This is a genomic window from Pseudomonas sp. SJZ131 (assembly GCF_007828705.1).
Taxonomy (GTDB): Bacteria; Pseudomonadota; Gammaproteobacteria; order Pseudomonadales; family Pseudomonadaceae; genus Aquipseudomonas; species Aquipseudomonas prosekii.
This window is the reverse complement of sequence record NZ_VIVC01000007.1, coordinates 45,899-68,258: the sequence shown is the minus strand read 5'-3', so window position 1 is coordinate 68,258 and position 22,360 is coordinate 45,899. Positions and strand designations below refer to the sequence as shown.

General features: G+C 58.4%; 15 protein-coding genes. 10 read left to right on the top strand and 5 right to left on the bottom strand.

From position 1 onward, the window contains the following. Positions 1–72: 72 nt before the first annotated feature. Positions 73–2,187 carry a mechanosensitive ion channel family protein gene (locus tag FBY12_RS25700; RefSeq protein ID WP_145257066.1) on the bottom strand — a complete coding sequence of 705 codons (2,115 nt, stop codon included), beginning with the start codon at positions 2,185–2,187 and terminating at the stop codon, positions 73–75. A gap of 588 nt (positions 2,188–2,775) precedes the next feature. On the opposite strand from FBY12_RS25700, the gene FBY12_RS25695 reads away from it, so the two are divergent. From FBY12_RS25695 to FBY12_RS25680, 4 genes are read left to right on the top strand one after another with little or no spacing between them, the layout of a single operon-like run. Further along, complete coding sequence (locus tag FBY12_RS25695; RefSeq protein WP_092277452.1) at positions 2,776–3,702, top strand: DUF72 domain-containing protein; 927 nt, start codon at positions 2,776–2,778, stop codon at positions 3,700–3,702. Beyond that, positions 3,699–4,496 (top strand): endonuclease/exonuclease/phosphatase family protein, encoded by a 798-nt coding sequence (locus FBY12_RS25690; RefSeq protein ID WP_121732701.1) that lies wholly within the window; start codon positions 3,699–3,701, stop codon positions 4,494–4,496. The genes FBY12_RS25695 and FBY12_RS25690 overlap by 4 nt, the downstream gene beginning before the upstream one ends. Next, positions 4,493–5,809: a cardiolipin synthase ClsB gene (gene clsB / locus FBY12_RS25685; protein WP_145257063.1), complete on the top strand. Its 1,317-nt coding sequence runs from the start codon at positions 4,493–4,495 to the stop codon at positions 5,807–5,809. The genes FBY12_RS25690 and clsB overlap by 4 nt, the downstream gene beginning before the upstream one ends. After that, on the top strand, positions 5,806–6,792 hold the full coding sequence (locus FBY12_RS25680; RefSeq protein WP_145257060.1) for a lysylphosphatidylglycerol synthase domain-containing protein: 987 nt from the start codon (positions 5,806–5,808) through the stop codon (positions 6,790–6,792). Before clsB ends, FBY12_RS25680 begins: the two co-directional genes overlap by 4 nt. A gap of 105 nt (positions 6,793–6,897) precedes the next feature. Here the strand turns inward: FBY12_RS25680 and FBY12_RS25675 are convergent, their stop codons facing one another. From FBY12_RS25675 to FBY12_RS25665, 4 genes are all read right to left on the bottom strand, one after another. Then, the gene (locus tag FBY12_RS25675) at positions 6,898–7,656 is read right to left on the bottom strand and encodes a S9 family peptidase (RefSeq protein ID WP_121732703.1); all 759 of its coding nucleotides are present in this window, start codon (positions 7,654–7,656) and stop codon (positions 6,898–6,900) included. Continuing rightward, the gene (locus tag FBY12_RS25670) at positions 7,646–8,755 is read right to left on the bottom strand and encodes a DUF3182 family protein (protein ID WP_145257057.1); all 1,110 of its coding nucleotides are present in this window, start codon (positions 8,753–8,755) and stop codon (positions 7,646–7,648) included. Before FBY12_RS25670 ends, FBY12_RS25675 begins: the two co-directional genes overlap by 11 nt. 10 nt (positions 8,756–8,765) lie before the next feature. Then, positions 8,766–8,903, bottom strand: a complete 138-nt coding sequence (locus tag FBY12_RS27725) for a hypothetical protein (RefSeq protein WP_178111813.1) — start codon at positions 8,901–8,903, stop codon at positions 8,766–8,768. Positions 8,904–9,177: 274 nt separating this feature from the next. Beyond that, on the bottom strand, positions 9,178–10,164 hold the full coding sequence (locus FBY12_RS25665) for a GlxA family transcriptional regulator (RefSeq protein ID WP_145257054.1): 987 nt from the start codon (positions 10,162–10,164) through the stop codon (positions 9,178–9,180). 100 nt (positions 10,165–10,264) lie between these two features. On the opposite strand from FBY12_RS25665, the gene FBY12_RS25660 reads away from it, so the two are divergent. The 6 genes from FBY12_RS25660 (at position 10,265) to FBY12_RS27720 (ending at position 22,360) form a co-directional block, all read left to right on the top strand. Next, positions 10,265–10,819: a cysteine hydrolase family protein gene (locus FBY12_RS25660; protein WP_145257051.1), complete on the top strand. Its 555-nt coding sequence runs from the start codon at positions 10,265–10,267 to the stop codon at positions 10,817–10,819. A 160-nt stretch (positions 10,820–10,979) separates the two neighbouring features. Beyond that, the gene (locus FBY12_RS25655; RefSeq protein ID WP_145257048.1) at positions 10,980–13,178 is read left to right on the top strand and encodes an OsmC domain/YcaO domain-containing protein; all 2,199 of its coding nucleotides are present in this window, start codon (positions 10,980–10,982) and stop codon (positions 13,176–13,178) included. A 947-nt stretch (positions 13,179–14,125) separates the two neighbouring features. Beyond that, positions 14,126–14,644 carry an Hcp family type VI secretion system effector gene (locus FBY12_RS25650; RefSeq protein WP_095131286.1) on the top strand — a complete coding sequence of 173 codons (519 nt, stop codon included), beginning with the start codon at positions 14,126–14,128 and terminating at the stop codon, positions 14,642–14,644. A 132-nt stretch (positions 14,645–14,776) separates the two neighbouring features. Beyond that, positions 14,777–16,819, top strand: a complete 2,043-nt coding sequence (gene tssI / locus FBY12_RS25645) for a type VI secretion system tip protein TssI/VgrG (RefSeq protein WP_145257045.1) — start codon at positions 14,777–14,779, stop codon at positions 16,817–16,819. Continuing rightward, on the top strand, positions 16,809–17,549 hold the full coding sequence (locus FBY12_RS25640; RefSeq protein ID WP_145257042.1) for a DUF4123 domain-containing protein: 741 nt from the start codon (positions 16,809–16,811) through the stop codon (positions 17,547–17,549). Before tssI ends, FBY12_RS25640 begins: the two co-directional genes overlap by 11 nt. Then, positions 17,549–22,360, top strand: a complete 4,812-nt coding sequence (locus tag FBY12_RS27720) for an RHS repeat-associated core domain-containing protein (protein ID WP_256663363.1) — start codon at positions 17,549–17,551, stop codon at positions 22,358–22,360. The genes FBY12_RS25640 and FBY12_RS27720 overlap by 1 nt, the downstream gene beginning before the upstream one ends.

Here is a 22,360-nt window from a genome sequence, read left to right as displayed (position 1 = left end):
GGTTTCGTGATCGCCATCGAGTCAATGTGGGAGCGAGCTTGCTCGCGATGAGGCCGGCAGCGTCAACGCAACTCATTGCGGGCGCGGTTGCTCTGGCAGCAGCACCGGGGAGTTTTCCGTGGCCGGCTCGACCTGTTCGCCAGTCGGCCGATGCGGAATGAACACCTGCTGTGGATAAGTCTGCGCAAAGAACACCGTCGGGCAGTTATCCACAAGCTTTTTCAGCCGCTGGTTAAACGCGCGGCTCACCGCATATTGGCCACCCGACACCGTCCGGAATTGCGCCGTCAGCACCACGCCATTCAGGTCCATCTTGTCGACGCCAAACACATCAAGCGGCCCTTGCAGGTTGTACTTGAGGAACGTGTCGTCGCGGATCGAATCACCAGCCTCGCGGATCAGCTCGATGGCCTTGTCGACGTCAGTGTCATACGTGAACTGCACCGAGAAAAACGCATAGGCAAACTGCCGCGATTGGTTGGTTACAGCCTTGATCTGGCCGAACGGCACCGAATGCACAAAACCCTTGCCGTCGCGCAGGCGCAGGGTGCGAATGGTCAGCCCTTCCACGGTGCCGGCGTGGCCGGAATCAAGCACCACCCAATCGCCAATCGACAGCGTGTCTTCGATGATGATGAACAGGCCAGTGATCACGTCCTGAACCAACTGCTGCGAACCGAAACCGATCGCCAGACCCACCACCCCGGCACCGGCCAGCAGCGGCGCGACGTTGATCCCCAGATTGGCCATGGTGGTGATCGCGCAAATCACCACGAGGATGATTTTGATCGCGTTGCGCAGCAGCGGCAGGATGGTTTTGACCCGCGTACTCGGCTGACGCGCCGAGCGTTTGTTGACCGGCGGTTTCAGCGCTTCCTGGATCGCGGTGTCGAGCACCACCCAGAACAGCCACGTCACCAACAGGATCAAACCGATGCTGCTCAGCGAATTGCTGATCGCCCGGCCAATCGAATTCTGCTCGGCGAATTCAAACAGCGACACGCCCCAGATGCGCCCGAGAATCTCGATAAACGCCACGGCCATGACGATGCGCAGCAAGGCGTGCAGCAAACTGAGAAAACGTTCCTTATAGGCACTGCTGCGCTGCAGCCGTTCGGCTTTTCGCGACTTGAACAGGTGCTGGAAAATCGTGCTGAGGAACACCGTGGCAATCAGCAAAATGGTGGTGAACAACGCGCAGCGCAGGGCTTTCTGGTTGTCTTCGCCGACGCCGATCAGGTTGATCGCCGAGACCATCACCATCAGCAGGATCGGCCAATACCAGAGCCCGGAAAAGATTCGCAGCGATTCCTGCAATGACGGCTGTTTCAGGCGTTGGCTCAACGGGCGGTTGCGGATCAGGTGCGCGACCGGGCGGCGCAGGCGAATCACCAGCAACCCGAAGATGATCGAGGCGAACAGCCCGGTGAACACCGCGACGCTGCTGGTGATGTTGCCGCCCAGTTGCCGGGCGATTTGTGGACTGGTCAAGGCGTCGCTGAGCGCGGCGAGGAAGCCGATCAGGAACAGCGGTTTCGGGCAATAGTCGCGGATGATTCGTACCGCCGGGCGTTTGTGGCCGGTGTTGAACATGACGATGACGCACAACAATATCGACGTCGAAAAGATGCCGCTGCTGGTCGCGTAGGCAAAACACAGCGCCAGCGCGCGGCCTACTGAAGCTGGGAGAAAGTGGCTGACGTACAGCGTCAGCGGCAGGCAGGCGATGGCCGGCAAGGTGTACGGCATCAAGTAGCTGAGCAGATCCTGGCTGCGTTGTCGGGTGCGCAGCCATTTACCCTGGCTCAAGCGGCTGGCCGCGAGCCCGCCGAGTACGGTGAGCAAGGCAAACGTGCCGAGCCAGACACCGGACAACATCATGAAATCGCCAGCCACGCTCCAGCCGGAACGCGCCGAATGCTGGTTGACCAGTTTGTCGACTTCATCGGCAGCGCGATCGGCGCGCAGGCGCCAGGCATCGACCAGACTTTCGTTGAGATCGAGTTTGTCCTGCACGTCATCGATGCTCGAACTGATGGCGCCGAGCAATCCACCCTGCACCAGCGGCTCAGGTTTTTCGGCCTCTTCTGTCGCGGCGGGCACACCCGGCAACGCGGCGGCTTGCAACGCGTTGCTGCCCAGAATCAGCAACGCCCCCAATAAAATCGCAGTCTTGAACTTGAACAAAACACCGAACTCCTCGAAAAGGGTCTGTAAGGAACTGATCGGCAAATGCCCGGCAAGTTCGGTTTGCGCCCGGATATAACCCCCACAGATTCCCCCGTAGGAGCGAGGCTTGCCCGCGAAGGCGTCGGCACACCCAGCATCGCGGTGCCTCACCCACCGCCATCGCGAGCAGGCTCACTCCTACATTTGTCCAAGGTTGAATCGGATAAAAATCAATCACCGCCAACCCCTGTAGGAGCGAGGCTTGCCCGCGAAGGCGTCGGCACACCCAGCATCGCGGAGCCTGACCCGCCGCCATCGCGAGCAAGCTCGGCTCCCACAGGGGCCGGGGTGATTCATTGCTATCTGATTCAACCCTGAGCAAATGTGGGAGCCGAGCTTGCTCGCGATGGCGGTGGGTCAGTCGCATAAATGCTGAATGTGCCGACGCCTTCGCGGGCAAGCCTCGCTCCTACATTTGACGCTTTCGCGGGCAAGTCTTGCTCCTGCAAGGCGATGCGGGTTGTCGCTGACCGTCCGTAGCCCCGTCGAAACTTCTGGTTTGCCCGGCAGTCAGCAAAAGACGGAGGGCACTCGACGGGAGCACACATGGCGGCGATTCATATTGGTATTTCAGGCTGGCGCTACACACCGTGGCGCGGGGGCTTCTACCCGAAGGGGTTGACCCAGAAGCGCGAACTGCAATTCGCTTCACGGGCCGTCAACAGCATCGAAATCAATGGATCGTTCTACGCCCTGCAACGGCCCGAGCGCTATGTGCAGTGGTACAACGAAACCCCGCCGGGCTTCGTTTTCAGCGTCAAGGCGCCGCGCTTCATCACCCACATCAAGCGTCTGCGCGACGTGCACATTCCCATGGCGAATTTCTTTGCCTCCGGCGTGCTGGAACTCAAGGAAAAACTCGGCCCAATCCTCTGGCAGTTCCCGCCGAGTTTCAAATTCGACGCCGAGCTGTTTGAACATTTCCTCGAACAATTGCCCCACACCACTGCCCAGGCCGCCGCCCTCGCCCGCCAACACGATTCACACTTGCACGGCCCCGCCAGCCTCAAGGCCCACGGCAAACGTGCATTGCGCCACGCCGTGGAAATCCGTCACGAAAGCTTCGTCGATCCAGCCTTCGTGCGCCTGCTCAAGCGCCATAACGTTGCACTGGTAATCGCCGACACCGGCGGCAAATGGCCGTATCGCGAAGACGTCACCAGCGATTTCGTTTACCTGCGCCTGCACGGCGCCGAAGAGCTCTACGCCAGCGGCTACACGCCACAAGCGCTGAAACGCTGGGGCGACCGCATCGAGGCGTGGAACCACGGCAGCCAACCCGGCGACCCGCAGCTGATTGCGCCCAAGCAAAAACCCAAGGCGCGCAAGTCTCGCGAAGTGTTCTGCTATTTCGACAACGACATCAAAGTCCGCGCGCCTTTCGACGCGCGCAGCCTGCTGGAACGCTTCGACCTCGATCAGACACTTGCCACCCGCCCCGGCGAACCCGTTGCCGAAGGAGTCCTGGCATGAGCATTACCGAACCGCTCGGCAGCACCGATGAGCAGCAAACAGTGCTCACCGCTGTGCGCCGCTTTACCGTGCTGACCGTCAATACCCACAAAGGCTTCACCGCGCTCAACCGGCGTTTCATCCTCCCGGAATTGCGTGACGCAGTGCGCAGCGTATCGGCCGACGTGGTGTTTTTGCAGGAAGTGCACGGCACTCACGAGCAACATCCGCAGCGCTACAGCAACTGGCCGACGATGCCGCAATACGAATTCCTCGCCGACACCTTGTGGCCGCAGTTCGCCTACGGGCGCAATGCGGTGTACCCGGACGGCGATCATGGCAACGCGTTGCTGTCGAAATTCCAGATCATTCGTCACGACAACCTCGACGTCTCGATCAGCGGCCACGAAAACCGCGGCATCTTGCATTGCGTGCTGCGCCTGCCGGGCGATGGCCTGGAAGTGCACGCGATTTGCGTGCATCTCGGGTTGCACGAAGCCCACCGCACCGAGCAATTACGGCTGTTGGCCGAACGCTTGAAAGAGCTGCCCAGCGATGCCCCGGTGATTATCGCCGGCGACTTCAATGACTGGCGCCAGCGCGCTGATGCTTTGCTCAAACCCTGCGGTTTGCGCGAAGTGTTCGCCGAGCATCATGGCAAACCGGCGCGCAGTTTTCCCGCGCGTTTACCGCTGTTACGCCTGGACAGAATTTACGTACGCAACCTCAAGGCCAGCCGTCCGCAAGTATTGGCGGCACGGCCCTGGTCACACCTTTCCGACCACGCACCGCTTTCGGTGGAGATCGAGTTATGAGCAGTCCATCGATGGAAAAAACCAGCGTGGAGCCCTTATCCACTGCAACAACAGCCACTGCACCAATCGCTACCCCGCCAACCGTGCGCGAGCCCGGCGTGGTGGACGTTGATTACGGCTGGCAGGGCAATAACCTGGTGAAAATGCTCGAGAACGGCGAGGCGTATTTCCCTCGGGTGTTCGAGGCGATGCGCGAAGCCAAGACTGAAATCCTCCTGGAAACCTTTATCGTTTTCGAGGACAAAGTCGGCCACGAGCTGCAACAAGTGCTGATCGAAGCCGCCCAACGCGGCGTGCGCGTCACCGCCAGCCTCGACGGTTTTGGTTGTGGCGAGCTGAGCACCGGTTACCTCACGGCGTTGAGCGAGGCCGGCGTGCGCATCCAAATGTTCGACCCGGCGCCGAAGCATCTGGGTTTTCGCACCAACTGGTTCCGGCGCTTGCACCGCAAGATCGTGGTGGTCGACGGCACCATCGCGTTTATCGGCGGGATCAATTTTTCCGGCGACCATCTGGCCGACTTCGGCCCCGAGGCGAAACAGGATTACTCGGTGGAAATCCAGGGCCCGGCCGTCGCGGACATTCATCACTTCGCGCTGCTGCAAGCCGGTCGTCCGGCGCGCGCCAAATACTGGTGGCAGCGGCGCCGGCAGCGGCGTTCGGAACTGGCGTTCAGCGAACATGACGGCCAGGTGCGGCTGGTCTATCGCGACAACGGCGACCATCGCACCGACATCGAAGAGGTTTATCGCCAGGTGCTGCGCAGCGCCCAGCGCCGCGTGATCATCGCCAATGCCTACTTTTTCCCCGGCTATCGGCTGCTGCGCGAGATCCGCAATTGCGCGCGCCGTGGCGTCGATGTGCGGCTGATTCTGCAAGGTCAACCGGACATGCTGGTGGCGAAACTCGCCGCGCGCATGACCTATGACTATCTGCTCAAGGCTGGCGTGCAGATCTACGAATATTGCGACCGCCCGCTGCACGGCAAAGTCGCGTTGGTCGACGAGGACTGGAGCACTGTCGGTTCGAGCAATCTCGACCCGTTGAGCCTGTCGATGAATCTGGAAGCCAACGTGCTGATCCGTGACCGTGAGTTCAACCGCGACCTGTTCGAGCGTCTCGAAGAACTGAGCAATCACCATTGCAAAGCCATGTCCCCGGAGAAAGCCCCGCGCGGACGGGTCTGGCACATGACCGTGGGTTTTCTGGTGTTCCACTTCCTGCGGCATTTCCCGGCGTGGGCCGGTTGGCTGCCGGCGCACAAACCGCGACTCAAACCTTTCATTCATAAAACCGGGAGCGATCACCCATGAGCCAGTCTGACGCCCCGGCAGCGCATGCCGAAAGCCCTGAAAAGTCGCGTTGGAGCCGCTGGAAAAAACCGCTGACCATGCTGTTTTTCCTCGCGTTGATCGTCTTGTTGACCATGCTCGCGCAACGGCTGGAATGGAACGAAGTGTTCGACACCTTGGCCGATTTCAAGGTGCGCACGCTGATCATTGCCTCGGGCATCACCTTGGTGAGTTTTCTGGTGTACGCCTCGTTTGACCTGATCGGCCGCACCTATATTCGCCAGGACCTGACATGGAAGCAGATCCTCCCGGTGGGCATCATCAGCTACGCGTTCAACCTCAATTTGAGTGCGTGGGTCGGCGGCATTGCCATGCGTTATCGCTTGTATTCGCGACTTGGCGTGAGCAAGGGCAACATCGCGAAAATCCTCGGGTTGAGCCTGGCGACCAACTGGTTTGGCTACATGACGATTTCCGGAGCGGTGTTCGCCAGCGGACTGGTGCGCATGCCGCCGGGCTGGAAGTTGAGCAGCGATGCCTTGCAAATTGTCGGCGTCGTGTTGCTGCTGGTGAGCACCGGTTACCTGTTGGCGTGCCGGTTTGCCAAGCGCCGCGAGTGGTCGATACGCGGCGTCGAAATCGACCTGCCATCGCTGCGCATGGCCGTGCTGCAACTGGCGCTCGGCGCCTTGAACTGGTCGCTGATGGCGGCGGTGATTTTCACTTTATTGCCGAGCAAACTCGACTATCCGCTGGTGCTCGGCGTGCTGTTGATCAGCGCGATTGCCGGGGTCATCACGCACATTCCGGCGGGGCTTGGGGTGTTGGAAGCGGTGTTTGTCGCGCTGCTGCAACACGAGACCTCGCGCGGCAGCCTGGTCGCGGGTTTGCTGGCGTATCGGGCGATTTATTTCATCTTGCCGTTGCTGATTGCGCTGGTGATGTATCTGGCGGTCGAGGCTAAAGCCAAGTCGTTGCGGATCAAGAAGAAACCGGCTGAATAAGGTGCTGGGCCTCTGACGTCTTCGCGGGCAAGCCTCGCTCCTACAGGGATTGCGCAAAACCTGTAGGAGCGAGGCTTGCCCGCGAATCGCCGAAGCACCGCAGATTCAGCTCGACTGAATAATGCTCAACCGCTCGCCCACGACCATTTCGGTAATCCAGTCCACCAGGATCGAGGTGTAGGCCTGCTGCGAAACCGGATCACTCAGCGAATGGTCGGCGCCATCGATGATCCGGTGCGTCAGCGAGTGGGTTTTCTGGCACGCCGCGCGGTAACTCATGATCGTTGCGTGCGGCACGTGATCGTCAGTTTCCGATTCCACCAGCAACACATCGCCAGTGAATTCCGAGCAGGCATGCAGCGCGCGGTTGTTTGCCGAGTGCACCAGCGTGCTGCGGTAATCAAGCAGATCGACCTTGTCCAACTGGCGTTTTGGCGTGTGCCACTGTTCGTCGCGGTACAGCGCCGGTACGCGCAGCGCCAACCAGCGCACCGGGCGCAACGAGGTCAGAATCGCTGCCAGGTAACCGCCATAACTGGTGCCGACCACGGCAATCGCCGAGGTGTCGAGCGCCGGGTGCGCGAGCAGGCGGTCGTACGCCGCCAGCAGGTCGCGCAGGTTGTCTTCACGGGTGACCTGCGACAACGAAATCCCCTTGCCGCCCGTGTGCCCGCGCAGGTCGAAGGTCAGGCAGACACAACCCAGACCGGCGATGCCTTTGGCGCGTTCCAGATCGCGTTCCTGACTGCCGCCCCAGCCGTGCACAAACAGCACGCCCGGGACTTTCGATTTGGGGCTGAGGAAATGCCCGGTCATCTGCTCGCCGTCGATGTCGATTTCAATGGTTTCGCTTCTAGCCGTCATAAGATTTGACCGTTACGTACTTGAGAAGAAAATCACCGTTTTCCGCCGGCCCGCGATACACCTCGATGGCGTCCGCCGGCAGCGCTTGTTCGGTGTAGGTTTCCACCGACGACACGCGAATCGCGCGCATCGCCGGGTCGTTGACGAAGCTCTGCAACGCTGCCACTTCGGCGCTGCTGGCGCCGCCCATGCGCCACGACTGTTCGAGCACGCCGCTGCGTTGCTGGCCGTTGCTGTCGAGCCCTTGGGCGATGTCGTAGTTGCGCCGCGACGCGTAGAAACCCGGATAGGCTTCGTCGGCGGCGCTGTCGAAAACCTGCGCTTGCTGGATTGCCAGACGTACTTCGTCGGGCAGATCGAGTTCGAGCAAGTCCTCGTAATAACCGCGCACCACCAACAGGTTCGAACCGCCGTAGACTTCCTCGCCGTGGCTGTCTTCGGTCAAATATTGATCACCGCAGTAGCTCAAGACGTGGTCGCCGATAAACGCCTGGCCGACGCTGTGGGTCACGACGTTTTCCAGATGTTGCTCCAGCACCACGCCTTCCGCGAACAGTTGTGCGGCGTCGGGGCGCGCGAGGATGGCGCCGAACTGGTTGGGACTTTTGATCAGTTCCTGACCGCGCCCGGCGCAGGCGTGGATCGGCTTGAGGCGAATCGGCCCGTTTTCCAGCAAGCGCTCCGCCGCCTCGCGCGCATCGTCGATGGAAAACACGCTGAAACCGTCGAGCACGACTTTGCTGACGCGTTCGGAAAACAGCGTTGACCAGCCTTCCGGCGCTTGTGCGTAAGGGCCGAGCAAGCCGTGGCTGATGGCTTTGGTGCAGATAAAGTCGTGGTCGACATAGCCGCCCCACAGATCTTCCGGACCTTTGACGCCCAGTTGCCGAGCGGCTGCGACGCCGACCAGAGTTTGAGTCGGCAGCACGTAAAGTTCTCGGCCACTGTGCTGCTCGGCGTCGTAACTGCCGCCAAATTTGAAACCGAGAATCTGCGCCAGCCACCGGGCCAGTGCGCGATTGGTTTCAACTTCGTGCAGCGGCGCTGCGGGCCGCACGGAGTGGGCGACGACCAGTTTCTTGCGGCCTGTTGGGGTCATGCATCCCCCTTCAAATTGCGCTGATGGTTTTAGCCTGAAGTGCAGGGATCAGGCCAATCGTCCATGGAAAACAAATGACTTGCAGATCAGGCATTTGCCAAAACCGTAATGGCGTTGCGCCTGTTTTATTCTGCACGACGTGTTTCATGACTCTAGCACTTTGCACGAAACCGGCTGCTCGCAGGGCGGATGAGGCAACGCGTACCTGTAGGAGCGAGGCTTGCCCGCGAAAGCGGCGGGTCAATAGACGTTGATGTTGGATGTGCCGGCCTCTTCGCGGGCAAGCCTCGCTCCTACATTAATTACGGTCGGACGCCAACGGTGCATCCAGCAAATATCCCCTGTGGGAGCTGAGCTTGCTCGCGATAGCGGTCGGTCAGTTGGCATATTCATCGACTGGACAACCACCATCGCGAACGCCATCAATGGCGAGGCGGCGTCACGCCGAAGCGCGTGCGGTAATCACTTGGCGCCAGCCCGGTGATTTTCTTGAACGTGGCGCGAAATGCGCTGGCGTCGGCATAGCCCACCGTCCAGGCAATGTGGTCGATGGTGCCGTTGGTGAACTCAAGCATTTCCCGCGCCTTGCCAACCCGCAGATGCTGGCAATACTCGGTCGGTTTGAGCCCGGTCGCCGCGCGAAAACGCCGCAGCAATGTGCGTTCTTCCAGGCCGGCGCGCTCGGCCATCGCGTTCAGCGACACATCGGTAGCGCCGGTGCTTTGCAGCCAGTGCTGGACCTTGAGAATCGACGCATCGCCATGGCTGAGGATCGGCGCAAAGTTGCTGCCGCACTGGCTGGCGCTGTCGCTGTGCTCGATCACCAGAAACCGCGCAGTGCTGGCGGCGATGCTCGGGCCGAGCAAGCGATCGACCATGCGCAAACCCAGCTCGGACCACGCCATCAACCCCGCCGTGGTGATCAGGTCGCCGTCATCGACGATCGGCGTATCCGCCAACAGCTTGATCGCCGGGTAGCGTTCGGCAAAGGATTTTGCCGAAGTCCAATGCGTGGTCGCGCTGCGGCCGTCTAGCAAACCACTTTCGGCCAGCAGAATCGAACCGACGCAAACCCCGCCCAGCGTCGCGCCTTGCGCATGTTGCTGACGCAGCCAGCGGATCAGCCCCGACGGCGACTGGCCTTCGGTAAATCCGCCAATCGACGGCGGGATCAGCACCGCAACCAACGCGCGATCCGCGCCGGGGTGGCTGTCGTAGCAGCGTGCGGGCGCCTGAGCATTGTCGACCTGCCAGTGACTGACCCGCAGCAACGGCAATTGCGCCGTTTGATGTTCGGCGGCAATCCGGTTGGCCACGCCGAACAGGTCGGTCAAACCATGCACCGCGGCCATTTGCGCGCCGGGATAGATCAACACACCGAGTTCGGCGACTGCCCTTTCTACCGCCATTGTCAGTTTTCCCCCTTCAATTGTCGGTGCGGCCAATCCCCGAAACGTCGACCAGCGCCAATACTTCACGCCACACCAACCCCAACTCAAGGACACCACCATGGCCAAGCAAGCGCTCATCGTAGTCGATATCCAGAACGACTACTTCCCCCAGGGCAAATGGCCCCTGGTCGGGGCGGAGGCGGCAGCGGACAACGCGGTTCGGCTGCTCGACGCCTTCCGCAAGGCCGGTGATCCGGTCATCCACATCCGCCACGAATTCACCTCCGACGATGCACCGTTCTTCACGCCGAATTCCGAAGGCGCCAAGCTGCATCCCAAAGTGACGAATCGCGCCGACGAGCCGGTGGTGCTCAAACACTTCGTCAACTCGTTTCGCGAAACCGAGCTCAAAGCCATTCTCGATGAGCAAGGCATCAAGAACCTGGTGGTGGTCGGCAGCATGAGCCACATGTGCATCGACGGCATCACCCGCGCCGCCGCCGATTTTGGCTACACGGTCACGGTCATCCACGACGCCTGCGCCACCCGTGACTTGGAATTCAACGGCGTCAGCGTGCCAGCCGCGCATGTTCACGCGGCGTTCATGGCGGCGCTGGGTTTTGCTTACGCGAGTGTGGTTTCTGCTGACGAATTCCTCGCCGGCAAGCGCTGAGCGGGTGCAGCGTTGAACAAACAAAGCCCGGTGCCGTGCATCGGGCTTTTGCACGAAACGGCTTTCATTCAGGCTCAGAACCAGACAACGACAAGACATACGATTGAAAAGCCGGATAATGACGGCCATTTCGTCTATCCCGTTATTCTGGTAATCCCCCATGGAAATCAAGGTCAACTTTCTCGACAACCTTCGACTTGAAGCAAAGTTCGATGACTTCACGGTGGTGGCCGATCAACCAATCCGCTACAAGGGCGATGGCTCGGCGCCGGGCCCGTTCGATTATTTCCTGGCTTCATCGGCGCTGTGCGCGGCGTATTTCGTCAAGCTGTACTGCGACACTCGCAGCATCCCCACCGACAACATTCGCCTGTCGCAGAACAACATCGTTGACCCGGAAAACCGCTACAACCAGATTTTCAAGATTCAGGTCGAGTTGCCTGCGGACATTTCCGACAAGGATCGCCAAGGCATCCTGCGTTCGATCGATCGCTGCACCGTAAAGAAAGTGGTGCAAGCCGGGCCTGAGTTTGTCATCGAAGAAGTCGACAACCTCGACGCCGATGCCCAAGCGTTGTTGATGCCGGCGTCCAGTTCAGCGGCGAGCACTTTCATTGCTGGCAAGGACCTGCCGCTGGAGCAGACCATCGCCAACATGTCGGCGATTCTGGCGGACCTGGGGATGAAGATCGAAATCGCCTCGTGGCGCAATATCGTGCCCAACGTCTGGTCGCTGCACATCCGCGACGCGCACTCGCCGATGTGTTTCACCAACGGCAAAGGCGCGACCAAGGAAGGCGCGCTGGCCTCGGCGCTGGGCGAGTTTATCGAGCGCCTGAACTGCAACTTCTTCTATAACGATCAGTTCTGGGGCGAAGACATCGCCAATGCGCCGTTCGTGCATTACCCGGATGAACGCTGGTTCAAGCCCGGCCGTAAAGACGCACTGCCAACGGAAATTCTCGACGCGTACTGCCTGAAGATTTACAACCGCGACGGCGAACTGCGTGGTTCGCACCTGATCGATACCAACTCGGGCAATGAAGAACGCGGCATCTGCTCGCTGCCGTTTGTGCGCCAGTCGGACGGCGAAGTGGTGTATTTCCCGTCCAACCTGATCGAAAACCTGTTCCTCAGCAATGGCATGAGCGCCGGCAACACCCTGGAAGAAGCTCAGGTGCAATGCCTGTCGGAGATTTTCGAGCGCGCGGTCAAACGCGAAATCATCGAAGGCGAATTTGCCCTGCCGGACGTCCCGGCCGAGGTGCTGGCCAAATACCCAGGGATTCTTGCCGGGATTGAAGCACTGGAAGCACAAGGCTTCCCGGTACTGGTCAAGGATGCGTCGCTGGGCGGCGAATTCCCGGTGATGTGCGTGACGCTGATGAACCCGCGCACCGGCGGCGTGTTCGCCTCGTTCGGCGCGCACCCGAGCCTGGAAGTGGCGCTGGAACGCAGCCTCACCGAACTGCTCCAGGGCCGCAGTTTCGAAGGCCTTAACGACTTGCCGCAGCCGACCTTTGAAGGCCACGCGGTGACCGAGCCCAACAACTTTGTCGAGCACTTCATCGACTCGAGCGGCGTGGTCTCGTGGCGCTTCTTCAGTTCCAAGTCGGATTACGAATTCGTCGAGTGGGATTTCTCCGGCCAAGGTGAAAACTCGAATGCCGAAGAAGCCGCAACCTTGTTCGGCATCCTCAAAGACATGGGCAAAGAAGTGTACATGGCGGTTTACGAGCACATCGGCGCCAAGGCCTGCCGCATCCTCGTGCCGGACTATTCGGAAATCTATCCCGCCGACGATCTGATCTGGGATAACACCAACAAGGCGTTGTTCTTCCGCGCCGACATTCTCAACTTGCATCGTCTCGACGAAGAAGAATTGCAATCGCTGGTCGAGCGCCTGGTCGAAAGTGAACTGGACGATTACACCGACATCACTTCGCTGATTGGCATCGAATTCGACGACAACACGGCGTGGGGTCAGTTGACCATTCTGGAATTGAAACTGCTGATCTACCTCGCCCTGCAGCGATATGAAGAAGCGAAGGAAGCGGTGGAAATGTTCCTGCAGTACAACGACAACACGGTTGAGCGCGGCTTGTTCTACCAGGCGGTCAACGTGGTGCTGGAAATGAAACTGGACGAAGACCTGGAGCTGGAAGACTACGAAGCCAACTTCCGCCGGATGTTCGGCAACGAGCGCACCGATGCCGCCATCGGCTCGGTGGACGGTAGCGTGCGTTTCCACGGCTTGACGCCGACCAGCATGAAACTCGAAGGACTTGACCGGCATCTGCGGCTGATCGACAGCTACAAGAAATTGCACTCGGCACGGGACAATGTGACCGCTTCATAAAGCTGAATAGCGCCCATAAAAAAAGCGAAGCCAGATGGCTTCGCTTTTTTTTGTCTTGCGGGTCTGAACAGAGTTGCAGATCAAAATGGTTATGCCTACCTTAAAACAGTAAGCATTGCGATTTATCCTTAAAAAACATAGTGATTTGCTGAAAAATCAGCACTTCTGGTCAGTTTTTTGTTAACAAATCGGATCATTCACGCGTATTTGTTTACATCTCATCTTGCTTGATTGAGATGTCGCGATCATGGGGTCAGCTTGGATGGATCTATGAAGCGGCTCTCATTAAGAGGAACCGCCCCCATGGGACTGAGCCGATGGGTGCTTTGCGATGGGGTAAAGCGAGGGTTAGTGGCTGTTTATTTCAGTAGACCAGCATTCTACCGTGTCAGCTGATCTCAAGATCGGCTAGCAAGCGGTCATATTTTTAGCAGAGGAAGCACGATCTTACAAGGGACTCGAAAATGAAAAGGGAGCCGACCTCGTAACACTGCCCACCATCCGCAACTGCCCGAACAGAACCCTTGAGTTGATAGGCAATGACGGCCAATAGCTGCCCTTCTTGACAGGCAACTATTTGGATGCCGATTGGGAGATCAGGAGATTTATTTCTTCAACTGTCAAATGCCATCATTTGGCCGCTGTGCGCAAGAAGTTGCGCAGTAGGTCGTAATATTTCAGCGGTCAGATGCTCTGCAGGCCAAGCCAATCATGGCCTGCAGCTAAGTGCTGCAAGAAGTTGCGCAGTGCTTCGCGCAATTGCGCAACTTCTTGCGCACTTTGCGCCTGACCGCTAATCAAAAACGATCAAAATCCTGCACCTCTGCCACGAAGTCCCCGTTTGACAGGCACTTCACAAAAGCTGGCACGCTCCTTGATAACAGTCAGGCACCCACCGGGCGATATCGCCTCCCGGGCACCCTAAATTTTCAGCAAGGAGCACCTCCATGGCTACACCAGCGTACATGTCCGTCACTGGCGAAAAACAAGGCCTGATCACTGCCGGCGCTTTCACTGCCGACTCGGTTGGCAACACCTACCAGGAAGGTCACGAAGACCAGGTCATGGTTCAGGGTTTCCAGCACGAAGTGATCATCCCGCGTGACCCGCAGTCCGGCCAACCTACTGGTCAGCGCGTTCACAAGCCAGTTGTCATCACTAAAGTGTTCGACAAGGCTTCCCCACTGTTGCTGGCTGCCCTGACTTCGGGCGAGCGCATGACCACTATCGAAATCAAGTGGTACCGCACCTCCGCTCAAGGCACCCAAGAGCACTACTACACCACCAAACTTGAAGACGCGATCATCGTTGACATCAAGGACTACATGCACAACTGCCAAGACCCGGCGAACTCGCACTTCACCCACCTGGAAGACGTGCATTTCACCTACCGCAAAATCACCTGGACCCACGAAGTATCCGGTACTTCGGGTTCCGATGACTGGCGTTCCCCGGTCGCTGGCTAAGTCCGGCTGACCGCTTCAAGCATCGGCCAGCTCTGCTGGTCGATGTTGTTTACGCCCCTCCAGAATTTCGCGTCCGTTGACCCGGTTTCCGGGTGTCGACGAGCGCAGTAAGCACTGCACAAGGAACAAGGGATGTTCGCGCCGGCCAATCAGACTCACTTTGCCCTGACTATCGAAGGTCTTTCCAACGATCTGCAGGTTCTTGCCCTGCAAGGCCGGGAAGCCATCAGCCAGCCGTTTGTGTTTGAGGTGGATCTGGTCAGTGAGCAGCCGTCGCTGGACCTCGAAACCCTGCTGCACAAACCTGCATTCCTGCAGCTATCGCCCGATGGCAGCGGTATCCACGGCCAGATCTATCGCGCCGCCCAGGGTGATTCCGGCAAACGCCTGACCCGCTACGCGGTGACCCTGCGCCCGCAACTGTCCTACCTGGCGCACCGCATCAACCAGCGCATCTTCCAGAACATGACCGTGGCAAAAATCATCGCCACGGTCCTCGAAGAGCATGGCCTGAAGGGCAACGCCTACGAGTTCACCCTCGGCGCGACTTATCCGGAACGCATCTACTGCGTTCAATACGATGAGTCGGACCTGCAATTCGTCCAGCGCCTGTGCGAGGAAGAAGGTATCCACTACCACTTTGAGCACAGCACCACCGCGCACAAACTGGTGTTCGGCGATGACCAGACGGTGTTCCCGAAGCTTGCGCCAGTGGCCTACCTGCAAGACTCCGGCATGGTCGCCAAAGACCCGGTGATCAAGCGCTTCGACCTGCGCCTGGAAACCCGCACCAGCCGCACCACCCGCCGCGACTATGACTTCGAAAAACCACGCCTGACCCTCGAAGCGGAAAACCGTGGCGACGCCCTGCCCGACCTCGAAGACTACGACTATCCCGGTCGCTTCATCGACCGCGAGCGCGGCAAACACTTGGCCAAACGCGCCCTCGAACGCCACCGCAGCGACTTCCAGCTCGCCGAAGGCAAAAGCGATCAACCGTTGCTCGTCAGCGGCCACTTCCTGGCCCTGACCGAGCACCCGAAAGCCAAATGGAACGACTTGTGGCTGCTCACCGAAATCTTCCACGAAGGCAAACAGCCACAAGTGCTGGAAGAGTCAGTCACCAGCGACACCACCACGCTCAAAGATGACTTCCACCAGGGTTATCGCAACCGCTTCCAGGCCACCCCGTGGGACGTGCCGAACCGCCCGCCGCTGAACCACCCGAAACCGCGCATCCTTGGCAGCCAAAGCGCCGTGGTCACTGGGCCAAAAGGTGAAGAGATCCACTGCGACCAGTACGGCCGCGTCAAAGTCCAGTTCCGCTGGGACCGCGAAGGCCAGGCCGACGACAAAACCAGCTGCTGGCTGCGCGTCTCCTCCGCCTGGGCGGGCGCCCACTACGGCGGCATCGCCATCCCGCGCATCGGCATGGAAGTGCTCGTCACCTTCCTCGAAGGCGACCCCGACCAACCGCTGATCAGCGGCTGCCTGTACCACAAGGAAAATCTCGTCCCCTATCCCCTGCCGGCGAACAAAACCCGCAGCACCTTCAAAACCCTGAGCTCCATGGGTGGCGGCGGCTACAACGAACTGCGCATCGAGGATAAGAAGGGTCAGGAACAGATCTTTCTGCATGCTCAACGCGACTGGGATGAGAACGTCGAGCACGACCAGAAGATTCGCGTCGGCAATGAACGGCACGATACGGTTAAGCAGAACAGCTACACGGAATTCAAGGCTGAAGAGCATCACACGGTTTATGCGGATCGCAAGGTCGAGGCGCGGGCGAATGATCACCTCACTGTAGGTGTGAATCAGCACATCAAGGTCGGCACCGGCCAGTTCCTCGATGCTGGTCAGGAGATCCACCTGAGCAGCGGCATGAAAGTGGTGATGGAAGCCGGCGCCGAGTTGACCCTGGTCGGCGGCGGCAGCTTCATCAAAATCGATGCCGGCGGCGTGACCATGAGCGGCCCGGTGATCAACATGAACTCCGGCGGCAGCCCCGGCAGCGGCACGGGCGCCGCCCCGCTGATGCCCGGCCTGCTGAAACAGGCCGACGCCGACAAGGCCGGCCAGGTCCTGACCCCGGCCCAGATCAACACCCTCAAACGCAACGCGCCGTTCTGCGAAGAATGCGAAAAATGCAAGGCAGGTGCCTGTGCCATCTGATCGAATTACTCCCAAGGATTGGCTGGCACAACAGCCGTTGCAGACTGGCGAGCGTTTGTATCTGGTTATCAGCGCCGCGAGTGATTCCGACGCGCTGAAAAACCTGTATCTCACCGAACCCACCGCCCAACTCATCCCAATCTGGGGCGGCACGCCCTACTCCACTTGGCAACCGGTGATGCCCTACGTCACCGAACTAAAAGCCAATTCCGCGTTCCTGCCGTGGATCGCTGAAACCGATGCCATCGATTGGGGATGGCTGGCGGTGTCGTGCTCCGAGCCGAACGAAGTGTTCGAACATCTGCGCAGTCTGACGCAGGTGAAAATGCCGGACGGGACCGAGGTGTTTTTCCGGTTTTGGGATGGGCGGCATATCTACCCGATTCTGCATGGGCTTGGGGAGAAGGCCGGGGACGTACTGCCGATGTTTGAGCGGTATCTGATTAACGGGCAGTCGTTGGAGGTTGGGACGCGGGTTGTGCCGAAGGTGAAAGATTGGCCGTGGTGGGAGGTGCCGAAGGAGCTGTTGGATGGGTTGAATAAGGAGAATCCATCCACCGTAATTGACAACCTGATGCAGTGGCTGCGTGAAGATTGCCCCGAGCTTTATTTTGCCTTTCCTGAAAACAACCTGCACCACAAAGTCGAACGCTTCGTCCGACATCAACCGAATACAGAAGATATGGCAGAGCGCCTCGCCGCCCAGCTGACAAAGGAAGTCAACGCATGATTAGCAGCCCACTGGGAACCTTGGTTCTTCAGGTACTGGACGCCAAAGCACCCGACGTCAACCTGATCCTCAAAGACTTCAATAATTGCCTGAGTGACTACAAAAATTGGGCGGATGGCTTCTGGACACGCTGGGTTATGGACGTTGACCAAAAATTCAAGGTCGGCAACGAAGTAAGCGTTACTCAGCGCAGGACCAGGACAGGGGCCGTCGAGACCTTTGCCGTGTGTCCTAAGGATGGCAAATTTACGCTAATCCATGCATTCGAGACTGCACGCTACGTGCCCATCGGTAATACCCCGGTGCGCGTCGAACAGGTCGAAAAAGCACTGATTGGCTACTCCGTGGTGGGAGCACCGATCAATAAAGTGATTGGCCCCAGCGGTATAGAAACCATCGAAAACTGCATGCCTGGAAAACAATATCGCATCACCTTTTTTCCAGATGTCTCTGAAACAGATGTCAAAGCGCTTTATGGTTCCTATAAAGGCGTGATCAGCGATCTCGACGGCTGGCTGAAAAACGAGTGGGCGAGCAAATTCCAAGCACCATGGAGCGCCTACTCCGCGGCAGATAGGTCGCGTCGCGTGATGATTTTGCTTCAAGAGGCCCTCGATAGCTTCGAACAGGCGTTGCTCAGTTTATGGGATGACTTGAAAGACCTTGTAGGTCTTCTAGCCGACCCGATAGGCAACGCCAAAAAGCTTCGTGACTACTTGTCAGAACTTGAACTCGAAAAGCTCTATTCCACTTCCAAAGAAGCCATTGCCTCAGCCTTGTTGATACTCAACGATGAACCACTAATGTTCATCTACATCTCGGCGATTGTCGCCTGGGTAGGCATGCTGCCGCCGCAAGTAATCGTCAACGTGATCGCAAGTATCGGCGTCGAATTCCTGATCAACGTGGTCATCGGCATTTGCCTAACCGGCGGCGCCGGCCTGGCCGTACGCCTGGGCACAAAGGCCCTTAGTAAAATGAAGCCTGGGGGAGCCACCAAATACCTTGCGGATCTGGCTGAGCAACTGATGACGGCCAGTACCAAGCACAGTCTTCCGGCCCATACACAGCTATCCAAACCTGTGATGCTCAAGGCTAAAGATGCTCCGCTGAACGCGAGCAAGAAGGCCCCCCTCTCCATCAGCCCCTTGGATGCTGGCGGTGGCCCTGTGCCTCTGCCCAAGACTGTCGACACTCCCACACTGAAGGAGCCGAACGCCTCGGTGTTTGCCCGAAAGAAAACAAAACCTCAAAGCCTACTGGTCAAAGAAGAGCCGATAAAGGATGTGCCCAAGCAGTCCGAGAATCCGGCAGGGCAAGCAACACAATGCACGAAGAACACTCGCTGTGAGGGCGACCCCATCTCGATGGTCACCGGCGAGGAACTGCTGACTATCGCCGATGGCAAACTGGACGGTCTGCTACCGTTGGAATGGACACGCCTTTACCGCACCAGCGCGGCGGAGATCGATAGCCGTTTGGGCTTCGGCTGGAGTCATTCACTATCGCATAGTCTACAAATCAACGATGAAGGCGTGCTGTGGACTGATAACGAAAACCGCCAGACCCAGTTTCCGCTGCCGAACGAACAGCGTCCGGCTATCATCAATAGCCTCGCCGAGGCGGCGATTTTCTTGGGAGATGCGCCAAACGAACTGATATTGGCTCAGGCCGGACAGAACGTATGCTTTTATCATTTCCGCTCCGAGCGCCTGACCACCATCAGCGATGCCTACGACAATCAACTGCACATTAGTTATGACTTGGTTGATCGCATACAGCGCATTGATAACGGCGCCGGGCGTTCATTGTTTTTACGCTATGAAGATCGGCATATTGTTGCTCTGGACTATCAGCAACGACGCGCCGAGTACGACGAACGAGGTACCCGTCAAGACCCGTGGCAGACGGTTAAGACACTGGTCAACTACGAGTATAACGAGCATAACCAACTGGTCAGTGCTACCAACTCGGCAGGCGAAATCGAGCGCTATCGCTATGACGATCAGCATGTTATCCAGCAACGTCAACTGGCCGGTGGCGCAATCTTTCACTGGGAGTGGGAGCGCGAAGGCAAGGCGGCCCGATGCATTCGTCAGTGGTCTAATATTACGCAAATCGATACGCGTTTTGTGTGGGACGACGAAGGCACCGTCACCGCCATCAACTCCGATGGTGGTGAGCAGATATACGTACACGACAAAAACGCCCGACTAGTTAGCCAGACCGGGCCGGACGGCGCGCAAACGCAAAAAGTCTACGATGAAAAAGGCCGATTGACCGCTGAAAAAGACCCGCTTGGTGCCGTCACCGAATATCAATACGACGAAGCCGGACGCCTGGTCGCAATCATTCCCCCCGAAGATCAACCGACTACTTACCAGTATCACAACGGTCTAATAAGAGTAGTTCGTCGAGGCGAAGCCACTTGGAAATACCAGCGTAACCTCCAGGGTGACATCACCCAACAGACTGACCCCGACGGCAACGAGACTCAATACCGCTATGACCGCCAGGGCCGCTTACTGGAGATCACACATCCCGACGGTAGCCGCCATCAACTTGCCTGGAACGGACTCGGGCAATTGCTTGAAGACCGCCTGCCCGATGGTAGTCAGCGCAAGTACCGCTACGATGCCTTAGGACGACAGGTCATTCAGCAGGACGAAAGCGGTGCCATCACCGAGTACCAATGGGACGCCGCCGACCGCTTGGCGCAGATCAATCTTCCCGGCGGTGCGACCCGCGCCTTCAGTTACAACGCCTACGGCAAAGTAACCGCCGAACGCGACGAGATGGGGCGCATCACCCGTTACGAATACGCCGACAACCTGCACTTGGTCAGCCGTTGCATCAACCCGGACGGCAGTCAACTGCGTTATCGCTACGACAACGCCCGTCTGTTGCTCTCCGACATCGAAAACGAACGAGGCGAACACTATCAGCTGGATTACTACTCGAACGGGCTGATCCAGCAGGAAACCGGTTTCGACGGTCGTCGTACTGCCTATGAGTACGACCTCAACGGCCAACTGCTGAAGAAAACCGAGTTCGGCGACGACGGCAGCGAACTGGTCACTGAATATCAGCGTGACGCTGCTGGCCGACTATTGGTAAAAACCCTGGCCGATAGCGAGGAAATCCACTACAGCTACGACGCCCTTGGGCGACTCGTAAACATCGACGACGGCCATTGGCCGCTCGCATACAAGTACGACCTCCAAGACCGCCTCATCGAAGAACACCAAGGCTGGGGTACCCTGCGCTACGAATACGACAGCGTCGGCCAGCTCAAACACTGCCGCCTGCCTGACGGCAGCAAACTCGATTATCGTCGCCAACCCGGCGGGCAACTCAGCAGCATCGACCTTAACGGCTCACGCCTGACCTCCCACCAGTTCAGCGCCGGTCGCGAACAACAGCGCCAACAAGGCTTGCTGCTCAGTCAGTACCAGTACGACGAACAGGGGCGCCTGCAAGCGCACAGCGTCAGCCAGCGAGACCAAAATCTGTTTCAGCGTCGCTATGCCTACGACGCCAACGGCAACCTTGCCGGGATAGATGACAGTCGCAAAGGTAGCCGCAGGTATCACTATGATCCGCTCGATCGCCTCATCAGCGTCCGTGGCGCGATGCCGGAAAGCTTTGTACATGATCCGGCAGGCAACCTCCTCGGTCAGAACGATCTGCCCGCGGCCAACCTCGCCAATGTCAAAGGCAACCGCCTGCTGATGCAGGGTGATCGTCACTACGAGTACGACGCCTACGGCAACCTGAGCCGTGAAGGCCGTGGTACCGGGCAAAAACTGGTTACCGAGTATCGTTACGACTGCCAACACCGCTTGATCGGTGTAAGCCTACCGGGTGGTAGCATCGCGACGTACAAGTACGACGCCTTCGGTCGTCGTATTGAGAAAACCGTCGAAGGCCACACCACCGAGTTCCTGTGGCAAGGCGAACGCCTCATCGCGGAGAGCGCCAAAAACCGCTATCGCAGCTACATCTACGAACCGGGCACCTTCCGCCCATTGGCGATGCTCGACGGCGAAGGCCCGCTCAGGGCTACACCGTTCTATTACCAACTCGACCATCTCGGTACCCCGCAGGAACTCACCGATTACAGCGGCGAAATCATGTGGTCGGCCAAGTTCCGAGCTTACGGCAACCTCGCAGCATTGGAAGTCAGTGAAATCGATAACCCTTTACGGTTCCAGGGTCAGTATTTCGATGCCGAGACAGGTCTACATTACAATCGCCATCGTTACTACAATCCGAACACTGGGCGTTTTTTGACCCCGGATCCGATCAAGTTGGCGGGGGGGCTGAACAATTATAAATATGTCCATAACCCAACAGGCTGGGTAGACCCGTTAGGTTTAGACGAGTGCCCAGGAGCATCGGAAGGAAAATCTTCACGCACCCGACTCCCAAGGAACCAAGGTCGCTGGGGGCCTGACGGAAAGGGAAAGCCGGGAGAAAGCCCTTGGTACTCTGACATTCCTGAGGTCAACGAAGTAACCAAAGGAGAGCCTATTCCCTTCGTAAATGGTCGTCCCGACTTTTCACAGTGGTCCAAAGGTACTGTCAAATTCAAACCTGGTGTACTAGATGGAACAGATCAAGACTTCAAAAAAGTATATGAAAGGCTGAAAGAGGATCGGGGCCTGAAAAGTGCCAATGCTGCTAGACTACTTTTACGAAAAGCTGGCCTCACGCCGCATCATCTTGACAAAGAGACCATTCAGTTAATACCTACAGACCTGCATGGAAATATCCCCCATATCGGCTCTGCTTCAGACATGAGGAATTAG

Excerpts from the sequence above, each read along its gene's own strand:
- FBY12_RS25695 (WP_092277452.1), top strand. The coding sequence starts at position 2,776 with ATGGCGGCGATTCATATTGGTATTTCAGGCTGGCGCTACACACCGTGG.
- FBY12_RS25690 (WP_121732701.1), top strand. The coding sequence starts at position 3,699 with ATGAGCATTACCGAACCGCTCGGCAGCACCGATGAGCAGCAAACAGTG.
- clsB (WP_145257063.1), top strand. The coding sequence starts at position 4,493 with ATGAGCAGTCCATCGATGGAAAAAACCAGCGTGGAGCCCTTATCCACT.
- FBY12_RS25680 (WP_145257060.1), top strand. The coding sequence starts at position 5,806 with ATGAGCCAGTCTGACGCCCCGGCAGCGCATGCCGAAAGCCCTGAAAAG.
- FBY12_RS25675 (WP_121732703.1), bottom strand. The coding sequence starts at position 7,656 with ATGACGGCTAGAAGCGAAACCATTGAAATCGACATCGACGGCGAGCAG.
- FBY12_RS25670 (WP_145257057.1), bottom strand. The coding sequence starts at position 8,755 with ATGACCCCAACAGGCCGCAAGAAACTGGTCGTCGCCCACTCCGTGCGG.
- FBY12_RS27725 (WP_178111813.1), bottom strand. The coding sequence starts at position 8,903 with ATGAAACACGTCGTGCAGAATAAAACAGGCGCAACGCCATTACGGTTT.
- FBY12_RS25665 (WP_145257054.1), bottom strand. The coding sequence starts at position 10,164 with ATGGCGGTAGAAAGGGCAGTCGCCGAACTCGGTGTGTTGATCTATCCC.
- FBY12_RS25660 (WP_145257051.1), top strand. The coding sequence starts at position 10,265 with ATGGCCAAGCAAGCGCTCATCGTAGTCGATATCCAGAACGACTACTTC.
- FBY12_RS25655 (WP_145257048.1), top strand. The coding sequence starts at position 10,980 with ATGGAAATCAAGGTCAACTTTCTCGACAACCTTCGACTTGAAGCAAAG.
- FBY12_RS25650 (WP_095131286.1), top strand. The coding sequence starts at position 14,126 with ATGGCTACACCAGCGTACATGTCCGTCACTGGCGAAAAACAAGGCCTG.
- tssI (WP_145257045.1), top strand. The coding sequence starts at position 14,777 with ATGTTCGCGCCGGCCAATCAGACTCACTTTGCCCTGACTATCGAAGGT.